The organism is Nocardia bovistercoris (assembly GCF_015674855.1).
Classification (GTDB): domain Bacteria; phylum Actinomycetota; class Actinomycetes; order Mycobacteriales; family Mycobacteriaceae; genus Nocardia; species Nocardia bovistercoris.
The window spans coordinates 274,500-288,358 of the sequence record NZ_JADMLG010000008.1 but is presented as its reverse complement, the minus strand read 5'-3'; the positions used below and the strand labels follow the sequence as shown (position 1 = coordinate 288,358).

The following is a 13,859-nucleotide window of genomic DNA, read 5'->3' as shown; positions in this document are numbered from 1 at the left end:
TTGATCCCTTCCACCGCAACGGAAGGAATCAACTGCCGCTCGACTACGCGGCCAACTCCGACGGGCCTTCCTGTACCGGCAGCAGATCGTTCAGCGCGGCGAGCCCGGCGCGCTTCACACCGGTATCGGCGTGCGCGTACAACCGTTGCGCAGCCGCGGAACTGTGCCCCATGATCGCCATCCGTACGTCCTCCGGAACGTTCGCCTCAAGCAGGAGGGTGGCGGTTGTGTGCCGGGCCGCGTGCAACACGATGTCCGGCGCTCCAGCGTTGGCGAGAGCTTGCGCCCATTCGCGGCGGTCACGCTCCGGGCTCAACGGTCGACCTTCCTCGTCGACGAACAGCAGCCCGCAGCGGGTCGGCGGCAACGCGTTCAGATGCGCGGTGAGCAACAACAGCAGTGGCGCCGGAAGCGGGATCGCTCGCTTCGAGGTGTCGGTCTTCGGTCGCACCAGTGCGATTCCGCGATAGACCGGTCGAATCTCGAAGCCGGGTTCGATGTCGTAGTCCTCGACCGCGTAGACGTCCTGCTCCGGCAGTGGTTCCCCCTTCTTTCGCTTCAGCGGCACGCGTTGCAGCGCCCAAGAGAGGTCGATGGTCCCCGTATCGAGGTTCACGTGGTCTCGGGTGATTCCGAGGCATTCGCCCTGCCGAGCGCCGGTCAGCAGGGCCAACGCCCAGCGGACCGCGAGCGGGTCACGCTTGTCGAGCGCGACCCGAATCACCTTCCGCGCCTGTTCGGAGGTCAGCGCGGCACGGCTGCGCTGTTTCCGGCCGCGTCCCGTCGGCAGTGCCTTCGCTGCGGCGTCCTGGCTGTTGGCTTTCGCAACGCGGGGCTTGTTGACCAGCTCGACGACATTGCCGTGCACACCGAGGCCGGGTTCTCTCCGCGCATCGTCCATCGCGATGTGCAGCACGTTGTAGGCGACCTGTGCGGTGCGCGGGCTGAGGCCCGCCGCGCGGATCTCCTTCAGCATGTGCCGGATGTCCTTCGGTTCCAGCTTGGTCAGCTTCTTCGTGCCGATGTGGGGAGTGATGTTGCACTTCACCATCGACCGGTACGAGCCGTACGGTCCGGGCCGCATCCGGGGCTTGGCGATTTGCGGGAGCCAGTACGTGAGCCACTGTTCGACGGTCATCGACGACCGCTTGACCGGGACCCCTGCGGCGACATCGTTGAGAAAGTCGTTCTTCGCCTTGATGACTGCGTTGCGGCTGCTTCGTCGGATGACTTTGCGGTTCCGGTCGGCGTTGGGCAGCGGGTCGAGTTCGATGGCGATGCACCAGAGCACTTTCGTGGTCTTGGCGATTTCGCCGGTTTGCCGGTTCTTCTTCTTGATGACGCGGGTCTCTTTGTAGGGCTTTCCTGCTCCGCGCACGACGTCACTCATCGGTTGGTTCCTTTCGGCTGCCCGTGGCGGCGGGCGTGTGGTTCTTCAGTGCGCAGCGGTGCCAGCGTCACGCACTTTTTGACTGGTGTAGCCGTTGGTGTAGCCAAGCCACCCAAACGGGCACCAATCAGCACCAATGAGAATGATGCTGACCTGCGGTTTTTCAGCAAAACCCCAGGTAGATTGACCCTACACTTTTGTTTCCCAAGCAGACAGCGCGGGTTCGATTCCCGTCATCGGCTCCACGAATTACCAGCTCTGACCAGCATCTTCGCGGGATTCGAACCCATACTCTCATCGCCACTGTGGCCAAAAGTGTGGCCATCGGTACAGCCTTCGGCCAGCTGGCCCGTGGCGCCACTGCGGCGAGTTTACTCATTCACCCTCCGACAGCCACGGCGATCCCTTCGGAACCACCGCGGCGGGGCGCGGGCGACCGTTGAAGGATGGCGGCAACCCGACTTTGAATCGGGTAGGTGAAATCGAGTGATTGCGCGGAAGTGGGCGTCGATAGGCTGCTTGCGATTTCGGTGGCCAAAGTCTGGGGAAATAATTGTAACGGGTCGAGGGGATGGTCCGATGTTGTAGTAGACACCGGAAATATCTCGCTATCGGGACCGCTACAGCGGCCGGAACATGGACTCTAGCTGGTCTTATGCGATCCAGGGCAGGGTCGGGCGAAAGTCGTGCTTAGGGGTTTCTGAAATTGGATCGGGAATTCCTGATTGGGTTGGGGTGGGTGAGGTAGTCGGCCGGTGAGTCGGGGAGATGAAAAGAATCCATTGACGAGGAGATGGTTATTATGGGTTCCTTCGGAACCGATCTCGGAGTTGGTCTTCAAGTGTTCACCAGGTGGTTGGCGGTGATGTTCGGCATCGATCTGGGTGTCGGGTGATGATCCGGTCCTGATGCGGATGCCGATCGCCGGTGGGATCGTTCCATCGGCGGTCGGCGGGGGTGTGTGGATGGTGTGCACGAGGCCGAGGGGTGATGCGGGTGGGGGTCGCTGAACTAGTCTCGGCGTATGGAACGTGTGAACGTCAGTCGCAGACAGTTGATGGCGTTGGGAATGGCGACGGGGGTCGCGGTGGGGGTGGGCGGGGGGATCGCTCGGGGGGATGCGAGCGGGGGGAATGTTCGGTATCCGGGTTATTCGGTGGAGGATTGGGGGAAGCCGTATGCGGGGTTCATGGCGGAGCGGACCGTGCCCGCGCGGGCGTCGGTGATCGATGCGTATTCGGGGGCGCCTGTTGCTTCGGATCTGATTCCCGAATTCAGGGCGCTGGTAAGAGATCTCGCGCCTGACGGGTATTCGGTGGTCGAAACCGGGTATGGGCAGAAGACTTCCGGGGAGGTGTGGGTTGCGGTGCACACCCCGATGCCGGGGGTGAGTGCGCGGATGTGGGAGTGGTGGTTCGGGTGGCATCTCGTGGAATCGGCGCGGTACAAGCTGTGGCATCCGGATGCGCATATGTTCGCGGAAATCGCGGTGGATCAGCGGGATTCGGCGGGGTATGTCGGGAAGGTCTCGTTCGTCGACGAGTACATCGGGGCGCGGTTGCAGCAGTTGGCGATCGGGTTTCGCGACCCGGTCGCGCACGGGTTCACGGTGCCCGACGGGCAGGCCGTGATCTTCGGGCGGGTCGGGAGCAGTGTGGCGCCGGTCGACCTGGGGTGGTTGGCACACCAGGTGCGGCCGGTGCCCGGCGGGTGTGAGATGCGTAGTCGGTTCTACCTGGGGAGATACGGTGCGCACGGTCCCGATCCGGTGTACGCGGCGCGGGCGATCCAGCGCGGTGCGGCGGCGGACCCGCGTGACCTGCTGCCCGGACTCGACCTCGCCCGTGATCTGCTCCTGCACTGCGGGCAGGAGATGAACCACCTCGCCGGATTCCTGCCGGAACTGTACGCACGGTTCGGGGACTGAGCCTCAGCTGACGTGCAGGCGACGGAACTTGCTGCCGTGGAACACCAGTGGCTCGACGTCGGCCCTGGTCGCCAGGCGATTGATGCGCAGGATGACGACCGTGTGATCGCCCGCGGGCACTTTCGCTTCGGTCACGCCTTCGATCCAGGCGGAGGCGCCGTCGATGAATACGGCGTCGCCGGTGCCGCGGTGGAGTTCGGACTCGCGGAAACGGTCGCCGTTGCGTGCGCCCAAAGCCTTTGCGGCGGCTTGCTGTTCGATGCCGAGCAGGCTGAGGCCGAGGTGGTCGGCCTGCTCGAGGTGCGGCCAGGTGGATGAGGAGTTCTGGACGCAGAAGGAGACCAGGGGCGGGTCGAGGGAGACGGGGACGAACGTGCTGACGGCGAGTCCGTAAGGGGTGCCGTCTATTTCGGCGCAGACAGCCACCACGCCGCTGGGGAAGTTCGCGAAAGCGCGGCGCAGGCCGTCGCCGTCGGCGGGGAATTCGAACAGTTCATGCATGATTCGTCGCCTTCTCGGTGGTGCGTAGTGCGTCGGCGACCGGACGCCAGCGCTCGGTGTAGGCGGTGATCGCGCCGTCCTCCTGGAAGGTGCGGTCGGAGAGGTAGAGGCCGGGAAGCGCCGCTGTCGCGCCGATTTCGACGAGGACGGGCTTCAGCAGGAGGTCGGGGGCGAGGGCGTGTGCCGGTCCGGCGCCGAGCATCAGTGGCACGGCGACGACGCCCGCGAGTCCGGTGCCGCCGTCGAACTGCTCGAGGAACAGTTTCAGCAGGCCGGTGTAGGTGGCCTTGAAGGTGGGGCTGGCGAAGACAACGAGATCGGATGCGGCGACCCTGCCCGCTGCCTCGGTGACGGCCGGATCACCCCAGCCGAGCAGGCCGGGGCCGAGGGTCACCAGATCGATGACCTCGGGTGTCTCGTCGGGGCGCAACCCCTCGGCGACCAAGGTGGCCGCGGCGAGTGTGCGCGAGGCGGGTTTCGGATTGCCGACGACGACCGTCACTGCCATATTCGTTCTCCTTCTCCGGCATCTGGCTTCAGAACACTCCGTGCCGCGGCGGCGGGGTGCCGTGCAGCAGCGACCGACCGAGATGCTGGTACTTCCAGCGGACGGGATCGTGCAGGGTGTGGGTCCTGGCGTTGCGCCAGAAATGGTCGAGGTCGGCGGTCGCGCTGCGGGTGCCGCTGACCTCGAACAACGCGGAGGAGACCTCGGTGGCGGCGCGGTCGGCGAGGATCTTCGCGGCGGCTACAGCGAGCGACGCCTGTTCGGTCGGGTGGGAAACCCCGTACGCGGTGGCCGAGTGCGTGTCGAGAGTCCGGGGCGTGTCGCCCTCGACGCCTGCGCCCCCCGTAGCGTACGCCGATTTCTCGGTGACCACCCGCACCGAGTCGGCGACGCGAGTACCGTGCACCGTTCCGCCTTCCGCTGTCGATTCGGACTCCGGCCTCATGCCGTCCGCCGGTCCACCGACGCCCGCCCGCGCGGATGCCGCTGAAATCGATATCGCCCGACCACCACCCGACGCATCACTACCGCCGCGCACCGCACGACGGTCCGGGAGTTCCTCCGACGCCGAAGGCGCGTCCATGCCGCCACGTGTCGTGCCCACCGCGCTGCCCGCGACCGGTTCCGATGGCGCATAGCCGCCTATCGCCCGGTCGACGGCGAGGCCTGCCGATGCCAGAGTCGACTCCGCCGCTGTGACCTGCACAGCCAGCTCTCCGAAACGCTGAATCGTCAACGGGTCATCGATGGCGCGTTCCACACCGGCTTCGAACCACGGCCGACTCGATTCGCGCACGAATCCCACGGCCGCCGTCAGTGCTCCGCGCGCGATTCCGGTATCTATCGCCGCGTGCAGTAGCTGCGCGAACGCCCCGTATCCGGCGGGCGCGTCGACGGCGGCGGCTCGCGGCACCAGCTGACCACGGTCGACCGACACCGCGTCGAATTCGACCGTTCCGCTCCCCGTCGTGCGCTGGCCCATACCTTGCCAATCATCCACGATCCGCACGCCGGGCGCATCGGCCGGGAGGAACGCCACATACTCCCCCGCGGCGAGCCCGGAACGACCTTCGGGATCATCGAGCCTGGTCAGGACGGCCAGCAGGTCGGCGAACAGTGACCCCGTGCAGTAGTACTTGGCGCCGTCGACGCGGAAACCCGCGCCGTCGGGCCGCACGGTGGTGGCGATATCGGCCACGGTCGCGCCGCGCCGTTCGGATTGCGCGTTGGCGATCCGCGCGCCGTCGAGAACCGCACCGAACCAGCGTCGCTGTTGCGCGGTGTCGCCCGCCAGGCGCAGCAGATTCAGATAGACGAAATGGCTGTGTGGGATCTGGGCGATATTCGGGTCGGCCGCCGCCAGGATTCGCACCACGTCGGCGACCGTCGACGCGGGCAGGTCGGCGCCGCCGAATGCGGCGGGCACCGTGATCGCGAGCAGGCCGCTGGCCGCCAAGCGGTCGATTTCCGCGTGCGGAAGTGTGCGGTCACGGTCGCGCGCGGCCGCGCCGACCGCGAATTCCGCGGCGAGCTCGTGCGCGATCCGGAGTGCCTGCTCGGCCGATTCGACGCGGTCGGCGGCGACCGCGGTCATCAGCGCACCGCCGCCACGGGTTTGCGGGCGGCCTCCAGTTCACGCACCAGCGGGAGCACTTTCGCGCCGAAGTATTCGATCTCCTCCTGGAAATGCAGGAAGCCGCCGAGGATCAGGTCGACGCCGAGTTCCTTGTAGGCGACGATGCGTTCGGCGACCTGTTCGGGCGTGCCGATGAGCTGGGTGCGGAATCCGTCGTTGTATTGGACGAGATCCTCGAAAGAGGAATCCGCCCACATGCCCTTGCGGTCGCCGGTAGCGGCGCCGGCCTGCTGGACGGCGTCGCGGAACCCCTCCACCGCGGGCTTGTTCGCCTTCTCGATGATCTCGCGCAGGGTGTCGCGGGCTTCGCGTTCGGTGTCGCGGGCGATGATGAAGCCGTTGAGCCCGAATTTCACCTCGCGGTCGTTCTCGCGGGCCACGGTGCGCAGGTCGTCGAGTTGTTCGGTGACGCCGTCGAAATCCTTGCCGTTGGAGAAGTACCAGTCGGCGTGGCGGCCGCCGTTGCGGCGCGCGGCGGTGGAGTTACCGCCCTGGAACAGTTCGGGATTCGGTCGTTCCGGGGTGTTCAGCGGTTTCGGCTTGAGGGTGAAGTCGCGGATGCGGTAGAAATCGCCGCCGTAGTTCACGTCGTCCTCGGTCCAGATCTTGCGGATCACCTCGAGGAATTCGGCGCTGCGCCGGTAGCGTTCGTCGTGTTCGAGCCACGGTTCGCCCAGCGCCTTGAATTCGCCCGCGAACCAACCGGAGACGACATTGATGGCGAACCGGCCGTTGGACAGATGATCGGCGGTCGCGCCGAATTTGGCGAGCACGGCCGGATGCCACAGTCCGGGGTGGATCGCGGCGATCACCTTTATCCGCTCGGTGGCGCCGAGCAGGGCCAGGCTGAACGAGGTGGATTCGTGCTGGTATTCCGCGCCGTAGGAGGCGGTGTAGCGCACTTGGGACAGCGCGTAGTCGAATCCGTTGCGCTCGGCGGTCTGCGCGAGTTTCTTGTTGTAGTCGAAATCCCAGCTGGTCCGCTGTTCGATATCGCTGGTGACCAGGCCGCCGCTCACATTGGGCACCCAGTAGGCGAATCGGATCTGATCGGCGATCTGCTCGGTGGTCATAGCTACTCCAATAGGTCCCGGTCTGTGTTCCACTTCAACACCGGGACCGGATCGGCAGGAGGGTTTGAATCCGTGCGATCCGATCCCGGTGGGTTCGGCGGTCAGGCGCTGGTGAGCGCGCCCGCGTAGGCCGAACGTGTGAAGCGACCCGCGGGCTCGAAACGGGCGAGCAGGTCGGCGGCGGATTGCCCGGTGACGCGGGTGATGTAGGCGGCCGCGTCGGCGGCGGTCTCGATGCCGAGGATCGGGCGCGGCTCGTGCAGCAGCCCGACCAGCGCGGACGCGAAACGCGGGTCGACCGCCGCGGCGGCGAAGAACTGTTCGGCGACGGGGCCGAGTTCGGGATCGCTGAGGAACAGGCGGGTGGCCCGGCTCGCCGCGTCCGATCGGGCGGCCAGGAATTCGGCGTAGCGGGACGAAAGCCACGCCTCGTCGAAGGCCCCTTCGTGCACGGCGGCGGCCGCGACCAGGCGCTGCGCCTGGATGAGGCCGCTCTGCGCGCCCTGACCGGCGATCGGGTCGTAGGCGACGGCGGTGTCGCCGAGCGCGCCGACGACATGACCGCTCGCCGTGCGACCGACCCCGACGCGGACGACCGGCCGGACCGCGCCCTTCAACCAGGAATGCGGATCGTCGGCGATCACCTCGGTGCGCGACACCTCGGGCAGGTCCCAGTCGATGTGGTCGCGATACAACTCGGTGACGACGCGGTGCGCGGACTCGGCGGAATCGGCGGCCGAGAAACGGCGATCCCATTCGCCGCCGGGGCGCGCCCAACCGAGGAAAGCCCAGCTCGGTCCGGCGTCCTTGTGCAGGTACGGTCCCCACCAGGCTTCGCCGTGCTCGGCGAAGATGGAGAATCCGCTGTGCGCGCCGCCCGCCGGACCGCGGTGGGCGAACACGTCGGGGCCGAAGCCGAGACCGGTGACGGTGACCGTCAGCAGCGACCGCTGCGGTGCGTCGTAGACGGTGCGCGCGTCGTCGACGGGGAACAGTTCGGACAGTCCGCCGCGTCCGGTCGCGACGAGGGTGAGGTCGTTCTCGGCGGCGATGGCGTCGAGGCGGTCGAGTCCGACCTGCCCGACCACGAAGACGCCGCCGCGCTCCTGGAACGCGGTGAGCCGTTCGTCGGCCTTGAGCCTGGTGTCGACGGCCACGCCGACGTAACCGTCGAAATCGCCGTCGAAGGCGATCAATTCGGCGTTCTCGGGTCCGGCGATCCGCACGCTCAGCCCGGTGTGACGCGGGGCGCGCGCGGTGTAGGTGTCGAGGCCGAGGGCGAGTTCGGCCTGCTGGGTGACGCCGAATTCGAGTGCGGTGCCGGTGGCGGGCACGTCGTCGCGCAGGGAACGCTGATCGCGGTCGCTGTAGAGGGTGACCGTGAAACCTGCGTCGAGCAATCCGAGGGCCGCGGTGACGCCGGTCTGACCGGCGCCGACGATCGCGGCCGACCGCGTGGAACGTGATACGGGATTCTGCGATGTCATAACCGCATGATGCTGGAGGGATGCTCGCGGGGGCAGTGTTGCGATCACCCGGAGTAGATGGACGTCCGCGACGGTGCGAAGCCCTACCATGCCTGCATGTCCTTCACCGTCGCACCGCTGTCCGGGGATCGGACCGAGCAGTACCGGGAACTCATCGCGCAGGCCGAAGCGTTGCTGGCGGGTGAGCACGACCGAATCGCCAACGCCGCCAACCTTTCCGCACTGCTCTTCCACGCATTGCCGCGGCTGAACTGGGCCGGTTTCTATTTCTACGACGGCAGTGAACTGGTCGTCGGCCCGTTCCAGGGGAAACCCGCGTGCGTGCGGATCGCGCTCGGCAAAGGCGTGTGCGGTACGGCGGCGCGGACGCGGCAGACCCAACTGGTACCGGATGTCCACGAATTTCCCGGCCATATCGCCTGCGATGCCGACTCCCGATCGGAGATCGTGATCCCGCTGGTCAGCGCGGGGGAACTGGTCGGGGTGCTCGATATCGACAGCCCGGATCCCGCGCGCTTCGATGAAACGGATCGACAAGGGCTGGAACAAATCGCTCGCGTTTACCTGGAATCACTGACCTGAGCGAGTGATACGCGGATACGCCCGACCGCATTCGGACGTATCCGCGCCCCCTCAACTCGGCGACACGGTGGCCGAACGCTCCCCGGCACTCCATCCGAAAGGCAGTTCGGTTCCGTTGAGCAGGTGATCGCCGATGGCGCGCGCCTTCTGGATCGCCGGATTGTGCACCGAGATGGTGCGTGCGTTGCGCCAATGCCGGTCCAGCCGAAGCTGTTCGGACACGATGGACGCGCCGCCGACCTCGAAGAGCAGGCTCGTCGCGGGCAGTACGGTGTCGATCACCGCGAGTTGGGCCTGCGCCGCGGCGAGTTCGACCGCGACCAGCGCCTCCGCTTCTTTCGCGCCCGCGCCCAGCACCTCGTCGAGCAGGTCGGCGACCGCGAGGACTGTGGCGCGCGCCGAGAACGCCGCCGCCGACAGCCGTCCGATCACCTGCTGGACCAGCGGGTCCGCGCGCGGCAGCCCGGCCGCGGCATGGGTGTAGCTGCGGGTGCGCGCCGCGACCCATTCCCTGGTGTCGCGCTCGGCGCGCGCCGCGATCCCCGCCAACACCGCGAGCTGGAAAAGTTGCAGGTAGGAGGTGGCGTACGTGGGTCCGGGCACACCGTAACCGGGTCCGAGTATCTGTTCCTCGGCGACGACAACGTCGGTGAATTCGGTGGTGCCGCTCGCGGTGAGCCGCTGGCCGAATCCGTCCCAGTCGTCGTGCTGACGCACGCCATCGGCACGGGCATCGACGAGGACGCCGAGCCGTTCGCCGTCGCGGTCGGCCGCCACCAGGATGTGGTCGGCGTACAGCGATCCGGTGCTGTAGTACTTGGTGCCGTTGAGCAGCCAGCGGTCGCCGTCGCGGGTGAGCCTGGTCCGGTACCGATCCACCGCGCCGACACCCGGTTCGGTGATCGCATTGCCGACCAGCGTGCCCTCGCTCACCGCGCGCGACCATTGCGTCCGAGCCGGGCCCGGTTCGGCGAGCAACTGATCCTCCACGAAGACGAAATGCACGCGCAGGGCCTGCGGCAGATTGGATTCGGCCGCGGCGAGGTCGATCAGCAGGCGGAACAGTTGGCGGACCGACGCACCGTGGCCGCCGTCCTCGACCGGTAGCCGCAGCGCGCCGAATCGGGCCGCACGCAGCAGGCCGATCTCCTCGTAGGCCAGCGTCCTGTCGATTTCCCGCGCGACCGCGCCCGCTGCGATCCGCTCGAAGATCGGACCGAAGACCCGGTCCAGTTCCGTGTCTGTGGTGGATTTCGCCTCGGTGGATGTCATCACCCCACGATGGACTCCGGTCCGCGCACGCTCACGGTTTGCGCGCAGCGCGATTCGAATCCGGGCGATCCGAAGCCGGTGTTCGCTCGGTCACCACGGCTTCCTCAGGACTTGCCGATACAGGCTCCGGCGATCTTGCGGGTCGCCGAGCGGGCGAGGTCGGCGTCCTGCTTGCTCATGCCGAGGGTTTCCGGGTCGACGGCCTTCGTGTCGTCGCTCTTCAGCAAGATACGCAGACCCGCCTGCGAAATACCCTCGTCCACATAGACTTTCGCGGCACAGTCGGCGAGGTTCGCGTCCTTGATGCCCTTCTCCTGCAGGGACCGCGACAGGTCGGCGGCGGTCACCTGCGGTTGGTCCGCTTTGTCGTCACCGCAGGCCGCGACCAGCGGCAGTGCGGCGATGGCCATGGTGATGAGCACGATCCGCAACCTGATCCCTCTTCTCTCACTAGTGACACGCGCCACGCGGACGCGCCGCAACGATAATGCCGAAGGGGGTCGCGGCGCGAGGGTGACCTATCCGGCGAGCGGTCCCACATACGGGCCGGTGTACCTACAGCCGATCGTCGCAGGTGCGGCCGAATCAGCGGCCTCGCCACTGTGGTTCGCGCTTCTGGGCGAAGGCGAGAGCGCCTTCGGCGGCGTCCTCGGATGCCAGCACCGGCAGCGCGATCTCGCCCTGTTTCGCGAAACCTTCCGCCATCGACCAATCCGGCGACTCGTCGATGATGCGTTTGCTCGCCGCCGCTGAAAGTGGTGCGGTGGCGACGATTTCGGCTGCGAGGTCGAGTGCCGCGGCGAGTGCGCCGCCGGGTTCGACCACGCGGTTGACCAGTCCGAGTTGGTAGAGGCGTTCGGCGCTGATCCGGTTTCCGGTGAAAGCCAGTTCGGCGACGATCGGGCGCGGCAGGCGCTGGGTCAGCCGTAGGACGCCGCCGCCCGCCGCGACCAGTCCGCGTTTGGCTTCGGGGATGCCGAACTTGGCGTCGGCGGCGGCGACGATCAGGTCGCCGGAGAGGGCGAGTTCGAAACCGCCCGCGAGCGCGAAACCTTCGACGGCCGAGATCATCGGTTTGACCGGTGGGCGTGCGGTGATGCCGAGCGGGCCGCGTCGCTCGGTCATCGGCAGCTCGCCCTTGGAAGCGGCCACCAGATCCATGCCCGCGCTGAAAGTTCCGCCCGCGCCGGTCAATACGAGTACACGGGCGCTGTCGTCGGCCTCGAATTCGTCGACGGCGGACTCGATGGCCTTCGCCGCCGCCAGGTTGATCGCGTTGCGCGCTTCGGGGCGGTTCACGGTAAGGACGGTGATCGCGTCGCGCCGTTCGATCAGGACGGGTTCGGTCATCTGTGGGTCCTCTTCCTCAGCTCAGGGCGAGTCGATCGGGGGCGGTGATGTCGGCGCGGGCGCCGAGCGGGTCCGCTTCGGTGCATGCCGCGATCGTTTCGGTGTCGCGGGCACGGACCAGTATGCGTGCGCCGTCCGGGTTCAGGACACTGACGACGGCCGCTTCCGGTTCGTCGCCGCGGTCGCGGTTCTTGCGGTAGGCGACGGTGTAGGCCTCGACGGTTCCCGGCCCCGTGTAGTCGGGTGCGGTTTCGCGGCGCGCCGGTTCGGGGTCGACTTCGACGGCGCGGAACAGACGGTGCGGCGGTCGGGCGGAGTACACGCCGACGCCGTGTTTGGTCATGTACCAGCCGAGTGCGGTGGTGAGGCCGTAGCTATCGGGCTGTTCGCGCAGCAAGCCGGTCGCGGTGGCGATCGCGTGCGTGCTGTAGTTGTTGCCCGGTCCGCCGCCGAAAGTGAGTCCGCCGGTCAGCGACAGTGATCGGCCGGGATCGTCGATCGGGAGGCCGAATGCTTCGGCGGCGGCCTGCACCGCTACCGGGAAGCAGGAGTACAGGTCGATGTGGGCGACGTCGTCTATGCCGATGCCCGCGGCGGCGAGGGCGGCGGACCCCGCGGCGCGGATCGCGGGGGACGCGCCCATATCGGCGCGTTCGGTGACATGCCATTCGTCGGTGGCGGTGGCGCCGCCGTGTGGGAAGACCCAGCGGTCCCTCGGCACCGCGGCGGCGTCGGCGGCGGCCGCGCTGCACAGGATCAGGGCCGCACCTTGGTCGACGGCGAGGTTGGCGACCAGCAGTTTCGTGTACGGGCTCGACACGCGCCGGTTGCCGGGTGAGATTTCGAGCAGGTCTTCGGTGCTGTGCGCGACGGGCTGCCATGCGTACGGGTTGTGCGCGGCGACCTCGGACAACCGGGACCACAGCGCGCTGATCCGCCGCCGATGCGCGTCGACACCGAGGCCGAGGCGGGCGCGCAGGGCGGTTTCCATGAGCGCGTAGAAGTACACCGGGCCCCAGAGTCCGGCGGCGGTCTCCATGTCGGAATTCGGTCCTCGGTCGGAACCGACGAGCTGGGTCGGCGCGGCGTGTTCGGCTTGCACGGGCCAGTCGACGACGATGCCGCGCTTGCTCGCCGCGTTTCCCGAGGCGACGGCTTCGGCGCCGACCAGCAGCGCGATCTCGGATTCGCCGTTGGCTATGGACTGGGCGAGCAGGTTGAGTAGGCGCTGTGGCGCGTCACCGCCGAAGCGGACCGATTGGATGGTCCGTTTCGGGGTGATGGCGAGATGGGCGGCGACGAGGGCGCCGAGGTCGGGGTATGGCCTGCTCACCGGTGCGACGGCGGCGATCGTGTCGGCCGAGCGTAGGAGGCCGGTGGATCCGCTGTCGAGGCTTGCGTGGCGCAGGGCTTCGGCGGCCAGCTCGATCGGGCCTGGTAGGGCGGGGTCGGTTGCGTGGTGGACGATTTGGCCCGCGCCGACGATCACTGGGGTTCGTGGATCTATTCCGGCTGGCAGCATGGGTTCGTGCTCACTCTCGGGGGTGGGGGTTCGTCGGGGTGGAGTGTGGCTGTCCGATGGGTGTCGGGCTGGGGTTTTCGGGGATGACGCGAGCTGGATGTACGGCTGCCAAATGGGTGCGGTGGGCTGAGATTGTCGGGGATATGGGGCGACCCGAAGGTACAGCTACCCAATGGGCGTGTTCGTATTTCGGTGATAGCGGGGAAACATGGTCGCTGCTATGGCGACGGACTTCGGGGCGGGGCGGTCGCCGATATCCGGATCGGGGCTCCTGACCACCGAATTCTCGATGCTGGGAAACGAATACGGGCCGGTGTCGGATATGAGCGGCACGATAACTCTGCCCGGGCGCCTCGAGGCCGACCGAGCCTTGCTGTCGACGTCGACCGACGACACCGTCTACACCGCACACGCGGCGCGCATCGGCCTGATTATCGAGGTCAACGGCGATCCGGTGGCCGCGGCGCGGGCTAGCCGACCGCCTCGCACCTGCGAACCGCACGTGGTGGCGGCAGCCGAGCGCGTATTCGAAGGGATCTGGCATTCCGCACCGCGCCGCGCGCGGGCTATGGAACGCGGGACCTGATTCCGCGATCCGGCCGTGTTCGTAA

Annotated in this window: 13 protein-coding genes; 3 read left to right on the top strand and 10 right to left on the bottom strand. The window is 67.4% G+C overall.

Translation table 11 applies throughout. The features are described from left to right. Positions 1-43: 43 nt before the first annotated feature. Positions 44-1,390: a tyrosine-type recombinase/integrase gene (locus IT779_RS21020; protein ID WP_196151066.1), complete on the bottom strand. Its 1,347-nt coding sequence runs from the start codon at positions 1,388-1,390 to the stop codon at positions 44-46. A 1,189-nt stretch (positions 1,391-2,579) separates the two neighbouring features. Here IT779_RS21020 and IT779_RS21015 point away from each other — a divergent pair. Continuing rightward, entirely contained in the window at positions 2,580-3,317 is a 738-nt protein-coding gene (locus IT779_RS21015; protein ID WP_232541927.1) for a DAPG hydrolase family protein, read from the top strand. Between the two features lie 3 nt (positions 3,318-3,320). Here IT779_RS21015 and IT779_RS21010 read toward each other — a convergent pair whose 3' ends face one another. The 5 genes from IT779_RS21010 to IT779_RS20985 form a co-directional block, all read right to left on the bottom strand. Beyond that, positions 3,321-3,818: a flavin reductase family protein gene (locus IT779_RS21010; protein ID WP_196151065.1), complete on the bottom strand. Its 498-nt coding sequence runs from the start codon at positions 3,816-3,818 to the stop codon at positions 3,321-3,323. Beyond that, positions 3,811-4,326: an NADPH-dependent FMN reductase gene (locus IT779_RS21005; protein WP_196151064.1), complete on the bottom strand. Its 516-nt coding sequence runs from the start codon at positions 4,324-4,326 to the stop codon at positions 3,811-3,813. The genes IT779_RS21010 and IT779_RS21005 overlap by 8 nt, the downstream gene beginning before the upstream one ends. A gap of 28 nt (positions 4,327-4,354) precedes the next feature. After that, complete coding sequence (locus tag IT779_RS37895; RefSeq protein ID WP_232541926.1) at positions 4,355-5,920, bottom strand: acyl-CoA dehydrogenase family protein; 1,566 nt, start codon at positions 5,918-5,920, stop codon at positions 4,355-4,357. After that, positions 5,920-7,035 (bottom strand): dimethylsulfone monooxygenase SfnG, encoded by a 1,116-nt coding sequence (gene sfnG, locus IT779_RS20990; protein WP_196151063.1) that lies wholly within the window; start codon positions 7,033-7,035, stop codon positions 5,920-5,922. Before sfnG ends, IT779_RS37895 begins: the two co-directional genes overlap by 1 nt. Positions 7,036-7,136: 101 nt before the next feature. After that, positions 7,137-8,522 carry a styrene monooxygenase/indole monooxygenase family protein gene (locus tag IT779_RS20985; protein WP_196151062.1) on the bottom strand — a complete coding sequence of 462 codons (1,386 nt, stop codon included), beginning with the start codon at positions 8,520-8,522 and terminating at the stop codon, positions 7,137-7,139. A gap of 96 nt (positions 8,523-8,618) precedes the next feature. Here IT779_RS20985 and IT779_RS20980 point away from each other — a divergent pair, with 96 nt between their 5' ends. Then, entirely contained in the window at positions 8,619-9,104 is a 486-nt protein-coding gene (locus IT779_RS20980; RefSeq protein ID WP_196151061.1) for a GAF domain-containing protein, read from the top strand. Between the two features lie 51 nt (positions 9,105-9,155). On the opposite strand, the gene IT779_RS20975 is transcribed toward IT779_RS20980, so the two are convergent. The 4 genes from IT779_RS20975 to IT779_RS20960 form a co-directional block, all read right to left on the bottom strand. Continuing rightward, positions 9,156-10,376 (bottom strand): acyl-CoA dehydrogenase family protein, encoded by a 1,221-nt coding sequence (locus IT779_RS20975; protein WP_196151060.1) that lies wholly within the window; start codon positions 10,374-10,376, stop codon positions 9,156-9,158. A gap of 104 nt (positions 10,377-10,480) precedes the next feature. Continuing rightward, positions 10,481-10,798, bottom strand: a complete 318-nt coding sequence (locus IT779_RS20970; protein ID WP_332838892.1) for a hypothetical protein — start codon at positions 10,796-10,798, stop codon at positions 10,481-10,483. A 163-nt stretch (positions 10,799-10,961) separates the two neighbouring features. Continuing rightward, positions 10,962-11,726 (bottom strand): crotonase/enoyl-CoA hydratase family protein, encoded by a 765-nt coding sequence (locus tag IT779_RS20965; RefSeq protein ID WP_196151058.1) that lies wholly within the window; start codon positions 11,724-11,726, stop codon positions 10,962-10,964. Between the two features lie 16 nt (positions 11,727-11,742). Continuing rightward, on the bottom strand, positions 11,743-13,215 hold the full coding sequence (locus tag IT779_RS20960) for a thiolase C-terminal domain-containing protein (RefSeq protein ID WP_332838891.1): 1,473 nt from the start codon (positions 13,213-13,215) through the stop codon (positions 11,743-11,745). Positions 13,216-13,570: 355 nt separating this feature from the next. On the opposite strand from IT779_RS20960, the gene IT779_RS20955 reads away from it, so the two are divergent. Then, on the top strand, positions 13,571-13,834 hold the full coding sequence (locus IT779_RS20955; protein ID WP_196151056.1) for a hypothetical protein: 264 nt from the start codon (positions 13,571-13,573) through the stop codon (positions 13,832-13,834). Positions 13,835-13,859 lie beyond the last annotated feature (25 nt).

What these genes read in the sequence shown, in the direction of transcription:
- IT779_RS20955 (WP_196151056.1), top strand. Translation starts at nt 13,571, where the DNA reads ATGAGCGGCACGATAACTCTGCCCGGGCGCCTCGAGGCCGACCGAGCC.
- IT779_RS21010 (WP_196151065.1), bottom strand. Translation starts at nt 3,818, where the DNA reads ATGCATGAACTGTTCGAATTCCCCGCCGACGGCGACGGCCTGCGCCGC.
- IT779_RS20980 (WP_196151061.1), top strand. Translation starts at nt 8,619, where the DNA reads ATGTCCTTCACCGTCGCACCGCTGTCCGGGGATCGGACCGAGCAGTAC.
- IT779_RS20975 (WP_196151060.1), bottom strand. Translation starts at nt 10,376, where the DNA reads ATGACATCCACCGAGGCGAAATCCACCACAGACACGGAACTGGACCGG.
- sfnG (WP_196151063.1), bottom strand. Translation starts at nt 7,035, where the DNA reads ATGACCACCGAGCAGATCGCCGATCAGATCCGATTCGCCTACTGGGTG.
- IT779_RS21020 (WP_196151066.1), bottom strand. Translation starts at nt 1,390, where the DNA reads ATGAGTGACGTCGTGCGCGGAGCAGGAAAGCCCTACAAAGAGACCCGC.
- IT779_RS37895 (WP_232541926.1), bottom strand. Translation starts at nt 5,920, where the DNA reads ATGACCGCGGTCGCCGCCGACCGCGTCGAATCGGCCGAGCAGGCACTC.
- IT779_RS20985 (WP_196151062.1), bottom strand. Translation starts at nt 8,522, where the DNA reads ATGACATCGCAGAATCCCGTATCACGTTCCACGCGGTCGGCCGCGATC.
- IT779_RS20965 (WP_196151058.1), bottom strand. Translation starts at nt 11,726, where the DNA reads ATGACCGAACCCGTCCTGATCGAACGGCGCGACGCGATCACCGTCCTT.
- IT779_RS21005 (WP_196151064.1), bottom strand. Translation starts at nt 4,326, where the DNA reads ATGGCAGTGACGGTCGTCGTCGGCAATCCGAAACCCGCCTCGCGCACA.
- IT779_RS21015 (WP_232541927.1), top strand. Translation starts at nt 2,580, where the DNA reads ATGGCGGAGCGGACCGTGCCCGCGCGGGCGTCGGTGATCGATGCGTAT.